This window comes from Streptococcus sp. HMSC065H07 (assembly GCF_001837325.1).
GTDB classification, from domain to species: Bacteria; Bacillota; Bacilli; order Lactobacillales; family Streptococcaceae; genus Streptococcus; species Streptococcus salivarius_H.
This window is the reverse complement of record NZ_KV832038.1, coordinates 345,227-354,145: the sequence shown is the minus strand read 5'-3', so window position 1 is coordinate 354,145 and position 8,919 is coordinate 345,227. Positions and strand designations below refer to the sequence as shown.

At 36.9% G+C, this 8,919-nt stretch carries 5 protein-coding genes, 1 pseudogene and 1 CRISPR repeat array; all 6 genes and pseudogenes read right to left on the bottom strand.

The features are described from left to right. Positions 1 to 51: 51 nt before the first annotated feature. A CRISPR array of direct repeats spans positions 52 to 415; the repeat unit is 34 nt; unit sequence TGTACAGTTACTTAAATCTTGAGAGTACAAAAAC. Positions 416 to 478: 63 nt separating this feature from the next. Beyond that, entirely contained in the window at positions 479 to 1,531 is a 1,053-nt protein-coding gene (gene csn2-St, locus HMPREF2637_RS07875; RefSeq protein ID WP_064523371.1) for a CRISPR-associated protein Csn2-St, read from the bottom strand. A 2-nt stretch (positions 1,532 to 1,533) separates the two neighbouring features. After that, a pseudogene (cas2, locus tag HMPREF2637_RS07870) lies at positions 1,534 to 1,764 on the bottom strand (CRISPR-associated endonuclease Cas2); the annotation flags it as partial. Between the two features lies 1 nt (position 1,765). Beyond that, positions 1,766 to 2,677 carry a type II CRISPR-associated endonuclease Cas1 gene (gene cas1, locus HMPREF2637_RS07865; RefSeq protein ID WP_064523369.1) on the bottom strand — a complete coding sequence of 304 codons (912 nt, stop codon included), beginning with the start codon at positions 2,675 to 2,677 and terminating at the stop codon, positions 1,766 to 1,768. A gap of 175 nt (positions 2,678 to 2,852) precedes the next feature. Then, complete coding sequence (cas9, locus tag HMPREF2637_RS07860) at positions 2,853 to 6,254, bottom strand: type II CRISPR RNA-guided endonuclease Cas9 (protein ID WP_064523367.1); 3,402 nt, start codon at positions 6,252 to 6,254, stop codon at positions 2,853 to 2,855. Positions 6,255 to 6,395: 141 nt separating this feature from the next. Next, the gene (locus HMPREF2637_RS07855) at positions 6,396 to 8,057 is read right to left on the bottom strand and encodes a SulP family inorganic anion transporter (RefSeq protein ID WP_064523364.1); all 1,662 of its coding nucleotides are present in this window, start codon (positions 8,055 to 8,057) and stop codon (positions 6,396 to 6,398) included. 239 nt (positions 8,058 to 8,296) lie between these two features. Continuing rightward, on the bottom strand, positions 8,297 to 8,911 hold the full coding sequence (locus HMPREF2637_RS07850; protein WP_048790566.1) for a hypothetical protein: 615 nt from the start codon (positions 8,909 to 8,911) through the stop codon (positions 8,297 to 8,299). Positions 8,912 to 8,919 lie beyond the last annotated feature (8 nt).

Genomic DNA, 8,919 nt, shown 5'->3' with positions numbered 1-8,919 from the left:
TTTAAAAAGCCAAGTTCAGTTGAACTGGCTTTTTTAGTTGAATCAATCAACCTGGATAGTTACTTAAATCTTGGAGTACAAAAACGGTATAATAATATTAGCGTTTGGATAGACCGCTGTACAGTTACTTAAATCTTGAGAGTACAAAAACTGTGCCAACGTTTCCGAAAACGCACTTTAAGTTGTACAGTTACTTAAATCTTGAGAGTACAAAAACCAATAAAAGCAATAGAAAGAGGAAGTATGAGTTGTACAGTTACTTAAATCTTGAGAGTACAAAAACACATCCACACTTCTTTCAACAGATACATTCGTTGTACAGTTACTTAAATCTTGAGAGTACAAAAACAAAGAGTTTTATCCGAGTGAGAAGATTGCTGTTGTACAGTTACTTAAATCTTGAGAGTACAAAAACCTCAAATGAAATTTTGACGTTTTTACACCCACATAGTGATTATAGAATCAATCACTGTACTTGTCAATTCTTACTTTCTAAATATCTATGCAATAGCTCCTCATCAGGAGTTTGTGAATATCTTATACGGTAATTAAATTGAAACAACTGATTTAGTATACTCAAAATTACAGAATCAACAAGTGAGAGACTAGGTTGTCTCACCATTTTTGTCAATAAATAAGGCGTCACATTCTCTAAGGATTTCCTAAAACCCTCTCTCGTTGGGAAATTATTACTTGGATAATGTTTCTTTACCCTTTCATACATAAACTCAATATCGTACAAATGCTCCACCTGGTCACATAAAATATTGACGAACCTACTACTCTTTTCATCAATCTTTAAATAGCCTTGGTCACTTGGAAATAAAATAAAGGTTAGGTTTGGATACTTTTTGACTAGCCGACCAATCTCATTATAAAAACTATCATAGGACTCCTCTGAGACAAAGCTTTCAATATTTTTTAGAACAATGAGATATTTCTCTGTTGTTTGTGACAGAAGACGGTTTAACATTTCTAAAAAGAGGAATAGTTTATCAGTATTTGAAACCCATTCAAAAGATAAATTCTTGTTCTCAATGGCAAAAAATGGACTAAAGTTTTTTGAAAGTAGTTGATCTAGTGTCAGAGGTTGATTCTCTAAATGGTATTCCACCTGACCGCTGTTTAAGTTTATATGCTGATTTATCGCTCCTTCTATGAGCTCAACTTGTTCATTTATTTTCTCCAAATAGGCTACAACATCAACCTGATTGACAATTTTACTAAGGTAACCCTGAGCAAGTGTTCCTTTCTTATATTCCATCTGCTCAAGTAAATCCTTAAAACTTGAAATGTCGATATAGTGATAACTGCTTCGTTTCACTATTTCTCCAGTCTCATCAAGTATAGTAGGCTCCTCATAATCAAAAATACTTAAATCCTCACTTGAGTATTTTTTTCCACCAAAATACCAGCTCAAAATCTGCCAGATATAATATTTGAGTTCTTTATTCTGACCAACAATTTGTGTGATTGCACCAATATTCACTTCAATACGTTCCTTGTAAGGATGTTGTACAAAAAATTTCATATAACCGCCAACAGTCTCACATTTCCAGCAGGTAGATTGCTCATCTTTAGCTTCTTATAAAATTTATTTGCAAAGCTTCTATTAGGACAAGTGCGATAGTAGACCGAAAATTGTAACATTTCAAATCCATTTGAAATTAATTCTTTACGAAAATTACGATATATTCTTTTTTCATCCTTGGATTCCATTGGCAAATCAAAAAAACATAATAATCTCAACGCTTCATACCTCATCTTATTTTCTCCACTCTAAACTTGATACCACTGGGCAGTGAAATTTACTACTATCTTTTTCCGAAATATATTTGATAAAACCTTTAACATATTTGTCCATAGCAACTGTCACTGAACATGTCTCTTTGCCATATTTGATTTTAGCATTGAGCAAATCTGTCAATTCCAACCTATATTCATACTTAAGGAATTCCTGATCTCTTAGATTATCGTAAACCCAAACATCTACAATTTGTCTAAATGGCTCCATCAAGTCATCAACCAAATTAAACTGATTATATTCATTTTTATGGAAGATTCCTAATAGACCATTTAAACCATAACCCGCCACTATTCTAGCCATCTGAGCCCTCATGATAGCATAACCATAGTTTAAGCCAGCATTGATAACATCTGCTTCTTGCTGGGTTACTCTGACAAATTGTTTACCAAAAAGTTCATTAAAGTAGACCTTGGCAGCATGTCCCTCTCTATTCGTTCTATCACCTGGTTCTATCTGCTCTTTATAGTCTGAAAGTAGTCTAATGTTATCCAGACTTTTTTCAAACATGGCTAGGACATCCTCTTGGTTATTGATTTTATAGTAAGTCACAATCTGCCATGCCTTGTCCTTTTGTTTCTGAGACCAGTCCATCTGCTCTTTCAAGCGCTTATAAGCTCTAAAATGCCCATTTTGCGAGTGATAAATCCCTGTTGGTAAATGTTCATTATCACAGACAACCAAGGCAATATTATATTTACTTAGGGCACTTAATAATCGAAGAGTAACAACTGTATCCCCACCTTCAGCAACTATTATCGAAATATCACTAAGTGGCACCGTAAACTCTTGTCCCATCTTTTGCACTAACAGGTTATCAAGCTTTAAGCGCATCTTCTCACTTTGACTGACATGTACAACTCTCCAAGTCATTTCTTCTCCTTTTAAATAACGAAAACACCCTGCCATAAAATGACAGGGTGTTGGTTTCGGCATGAAGCCTTATCTTTGTAGCTTCTGCAAGATTTAAGTAACTGTGTAAGGCGTCCCTTACACGATAATTATATTATATGATAACTATAATTGCAACACTTTTTAACAATTAATATTAAAAATCTAGCTTAGGCTTATCACCCTCATTTTTGATGATATGCTGATTTCCTAGGACATCTGTTCTTACTTTATACATTGATAGATTTTCTATCTGCATATTCTTTTGCAATTGATTAGAAGAAGGTGGTACCTTTCCTAATACCTCAAGTTCTTCTCCCTTCTCGAATCTTGCTTTTTCATAAGGTTTTAATTCTATTTTATGCTTTTCAAAACTTTTTGGATTATCCTTCCCAGTACGAGACCAAAATCTAAAGATTTGTTGGCGATTTGTTTCAGTATCCTTAATTAAAATTAAATCATTCTTATACAGTGTAAACTTAAATTCTGAATTCTTACCAATTCCTTCTTTCTCTCTTATTTTATTATACTTAACTTTTAAAATACCGTAAGAACCTCCTTTTTCGAAACACAAATCTGCATACTTTAATCCTAAGAATTCATATTTTCTTGTTTCTGTATTGTAGTATACATCTGTTCTCCAAGGATTCAAAGATAGTAAAGCTACAGGATTTTTACTTTCTGAGGGAGTTATATCAACAAATCTTCCTAGGAGATTATCGTAGTATTTAAGACTCTTGATTTCAGGACCATTGCCTTTTCGACTATACTTGCGAATAGGTCCATTTTCAATTCTATATTTTTCAAAAGGATTAAAATCAACCTCTTTTCCATTTTTGTCCTTTTCTTTAAATGGTCGATATTGTTCCAATATCTTCTCTATTACTTCATCCCAAGTTTTTCTATCCTTCTGATACATTAAGAATTGGGATTTATCCTTTTTGTATAAATCTAAAAACTTATAAAATCCCGTTTTAGAAGGAGTTTTTGTCCCTAAAGCATAGATATCTTTTATTTTCCCCAAAGTATAAGTGTATTCTTTTTTCTCTTTATCTAATTTCGCTTTTCTTGTTGCGTAAATTGTTGCATCAGAAATCTTTCGATTAAACTTAGAATCCACTTGGTATGAGAACAAGATACTATCTTCAAACTCTTTACTCTTCAATGTATCAACAAAATGTTGATAAGGGGCTTTGAATACAGATTCCTTGTACTCATCATCACTAATAAGTTCACCAGTTTCAATATCAAGTAGTTGGTCTTCTGAATAACTTACAAGAGTATTCTTTTGTTTTTTCCACAAATTCAACTGACTTGAAGCAGCAATGATCAGTGCATCTACAGCATGGTGATGATAGGTATCACGAGTCTTATCGATTCCCCAATGGCGTCTCAATTGAGATGTGAATTGTCCACGAACCACGGAAACTTTTGTATCAATCTTGCGAGCTCTAAAGTGTTCTTGAAGGGCATTGAGGACAACTCTTGAAGCGTATCTTGTATCTACAAGGTTTCGTTCAATAAATTTCTTTCGAACATCAAATTTTGAAATATCCTCTTCCGTAAGAAGATATTCTTTTTTCTTGTTTGAAAGTGTTTTCGACTCACGTACAAAAGCTTTCAGTTCACGGAAAGACCATGCATCATCCATACTATCTAAAGCCTGGTAAGGTGTTCGTTGTCCTTTTTCTTGGTTAGCAGTTGCATAAACCAAAACCTTATTGGCAAGGCTATCATCAAAGGTGATCGAAAGAGGTAAAATATGATCTATTTCAAATTGATTGGGATTATTAATCAAATCATGGATTGAAATTATTTTACCAGTATAAAGGCAACGTTCTCCTTGCTGATGCCAGAGACGGATTTTAGTCGCTAATTGCTTATGACCATGGAAAACACTATGTGGTAATTCAGCCTTTCCATTATATTGGTTGGCAGCCTTAAGCATGGCTGCATCCTTTTCATCTTTATTAGCTTTTTGAATCTTTTGAATAGCTTTCTTTTCGTCATCTTCATTTGTTTCACGAGCCATTTCGATGACAATATTGTCAAAGTCACCATATTCTTTGATTGCCGCATTTACGATTTTTATAGCTTGGCGTACAGACTTAGCAACAACAGGATTGTAGATTTCTTCAGTTAGTTGTTTCTCATCAATATATTTGGTTTTATTTGAAGACGAAGTTGTTTTTTGTTTTCCTAGTCGTGTCAAGATAGTCATTTGTTCTTCTGACGTCTCATATAATTCTGGGATTAATTCCATCATCAGTTTGACAGAAAAACTATGCCATCCTTTTCCAAAAATGGAACTATTTGCTTTGCGAAATTGAACCAATTCATCAATTTGCTCCTGACTGAAGGTACCATCAGCAAACTCATGCTCTATCGCTTCTTGGATACCTTCCCTCTCCGTATTTAATGTTAAGACATAGGCTAACTTATCAAGCTTTTCTCTCTCCATTTGCTCAACATCAATAGTTTCAAGCGTCTTCATTTTTCGGTAGGCTTCGAAAGTATGAATTTCTGGTTTGTCTGATTTGTTGATACGATATCCCTTGATATCCGCAACATCGCAAGCAAGTAGTTTAGCGATATATTTAAAGAGTTTCGCTGGACCCATCGCCTTTTCATTTTTGACATAGGTAATGATTTGATTCTTCTGTTCTTCGCTCAACTTCTTGGTTTCTGTTGGAACGGTTAGATTGTTCAAATCATTTAGCAAATTGAATTCTTGAGCCGTGTAGGATGCTTTTGCTGCTCTATACTCTTCTGGATAAAATGTACATTTCCCAATTAGAATTCCAAAAATATTGTCTAAAGTTTCTCCAGATGTTCTATAACGACCATAGTCAGTTCTTGATTTCTCATTACCTGGTCCATGATAATATTTACGTTTTCCAGTTAGAATTTGGAGATAACTATTAATAAATTCATCGGTAATCTGTGGATTAAATTCTTGTTGAGTTTGCAGTATTCTCAGTGCTTCTGCTCGATAAGCTGATGTGGGAAAGACATTAATTAAGCGATGTTTTTTTCCATCTTCTTCGACTGTGAAATCACCACGTAATTGACCATATTTTTGGTAGCGTTCCAATTGAATCTGGCCTGGTGTTTTTGTCTCTAATTGTTTACTGTTTTCTTTGACAATTTGTGCATAGTCGCCTACTGATGAATTCCCGTCATCACTGGCATCATCAAGGTAACTAATCCCACGGTGTTTCACCATATTTTTAAGAGCGATAAACAATTCTTCATTAGACAATTCATCGGTCAAACCCTTAACTCGCAATTGATATGGGTTAAGATTGATTGAAACATTTGTAAAATCAGTGATTAAGCCACTTTCTTCAAATAAATGATTTAAACGAACTCTACGATGTTTTTTACGTCGTGTCAATCGTCTTCCTTGACGATTTATTCTACGTTCTACATTATTCTCCGCTTGAGCTGCTGGGAAAATGCGTGAGTTCTTATGGATAATTTCTCCCGTCACTTTATTAAGGATACCTACACCAACAGAACCTATACCGATATCAAGTCCTAAAACTAAGTCGCTCATTTAAGAATCTCCTTATGCTTTTTTCTAATATTTCACAATAATATCTGAAAATTCACAACATTATTTTGTTAGCACTGTTATTATTTTAAAAAGCCAAGTTCAGTTGAACTGGCTTTTTCTTCTTGTGCAAAATGGATTTGTCTAGCCTTCTTTTGCTAGGGCTACTGCTTTTTCAAGGGCTTGGTCCGTCGACTCGCAGATATTATCTGGACCGATAGTCTGGATGAAGCCTGATTTTTCGAGAACTCGGTAGGGTTGGGGGTTAACGTGAGAAAGAAGCAAGGTCATGCCTCGTTTTCGGCAGATAGCAAGCGTTTCCTCAAGGGCATCCAGACCTGAAATATCCATGGCTGGAACGTTGCGCATGCGTAGAATAAGGACATTCTTACCGTCGTCATTGATAACATTCAGGAAATTATTGGCTGCACCAAAGAAGAGGGCACCGAAGATTTCATATACGACTGCATTTTTAGGGACTTGTTTCAAGTCGCTATCCTCAGACAATATAGGATCTTCTAGATTCCCCTTGTCCACCCACTGACGAACTTGGGCTACGTCGGACATCCGTTTGAGGAAGAGGAAGGCTGCTAGGACCATACCAAATTCGATGGCAACCACTAGGTCAAAGAAAACAGTTAAGATAAAGGTTACGATAAGGACTGCTACGTCACTCTTAGGAGCACGTTGGATCATTCGAACGACAGTACGCCAACCGCTCATGTTATAACCGACAATCATTAGGATTGAGGCCAAACAGGTCATAGGAATCAATGAGGCATAAGGCATGAGAAAGAGTAAAATCAGAAGCAAGGTAAGGGCATGAACCATCCCCGCTACTGGTGTCCGTCCTCCATTTTTGACATTGGCTGCGGTACGGGCGATGGCACCCGTTGCCGGAATCCCGCCAAAAAGGGCTGACATGATATTCCCAACACCTTGGCCAATCAATTCCGCATTAGAACGATGATTACCACCAATCATCCCGTCTGAAACAACGCAAGAAAGTAGGGATTCGATGGCTGCTAGTATGGCAATAGTGAAGGCTGGCGAAATCATTTGACGAATCAAAGAAAATGATAGGTCAGGAACTGTGAAGCTTGGAAGTCCTGCTTTGATGGTGTAAAGGTCACCGATGGTTTTGACTGGCAGATGACCAAAAGCTACGATGGCTGTGGTTACAAGGATGGCAACCAGGGATCCTGGAATTTTCTGAGAAAAACGTGGCCAAAAGATTTGAATGACTAGGGCCAAGATACCAATTGCAAGTGTCGGCCAGCTAATACTTGGAAGATGCTTCCCATAAGCTAGAAGTTTTTCTAAGAACTCAGCTGGTACGGACTTCATCTCAAGGCCCAGGAAATCTTTAACCTGTCCAGCCACAATCCCAACAGCTATCCCAAAGGTAAAACCGAGTGTGATGGTTTTTGGAATGAACTTGATCAGGTCACCAAAACGCAGGAGCCCCATGATAATAAGCATGAGTCCCGCCATGAGCGTGGCAAGGGTCAAACCAGCCATACCATACTGGGCGATGATGCCATAAATGATAACAACGAAGGCTGCGGTAGGTCCACCAATCTGAACCCGACTACCTCCTAAAAAGGAAATAAAAAAGCCTGCAACAACTGCTGTATAAAGACCTTGTTCAGGATTAACACCAGAGGCAATGGCAAGAGCAATCGACAAGGGGAGAGCAATGATAGCCACGATGACTCCTGCGATTAAGTCCTTAAGAAACTGGCCCTTAGAATAATTCCTGATGGTAGTGAAAAATTTGGGTGTGATATATTTTAAAGCGTCCATTTTTTCCTCCTAACTACTATCCTAAAACTCTTTAACTCAGTGAAATAACTCTTTTTCAATGAGTATCAGACGCTTATCAATTTTACAATCTTATGATAGCATAGGAAAAGCTCATTTTCTAGGGGATTGAGGGATTTAAAGCTATTATTTCAAGAATTCTTTAACTTTCTTAGTTTAGAAGTGAAGGTATCAAAAAACAAGTCCAGACTATGGACTTGTTTTGAAAGATTCATTATGGATTACCAACTTGTTGGCAAGGAAATCGGAATGTTAAGTTTAACCTTCATCTTGCTATTGGTCACAGAGGCTTGCTCAATTTCATAGCCGATTTCTGGAAGCTTGAGCTGAATTTGGTCATTAACCATTTGAACACCACTGCTTGACTGGGCAATGCTCTTCTTGAGGTAAGGCAGAACCAGTGATTTTGGAACTGGAAGGCGACCCAGGTGGGCACCTGCCAAATCTAGTAGGATGACTTCCTTGTTAGTGCTGACCGTAAAATCAAGGCTGAATGTTGATTCGATAGGTCCAAGAGATACGGGAACCTTAGCTGTTAGATAGGAATCATTCAACTCTACGCTACTGTTTTGCAAGGTCTCGTCATTAGAATCAGCCATGCTTGCTTTTAGGATTTGACGAAACTGATTACTGTCAAGATTAATCTCAGTTGAAACTCCGCCTGATGAAAGGGACGCCCCACCAATACCAGCCTGGGCTAAATCAGCAAGGGATGTTTGTGTTGATACATTTTTTAATTGGTCCTGACTGTCGATCTTGTCCGGAATAAGTAGAGCCGCCACTGCAAAAAAGAGCACAATGACGAGGACAATGAGTCGTTTAAACCATTTCCACATAGGGATAC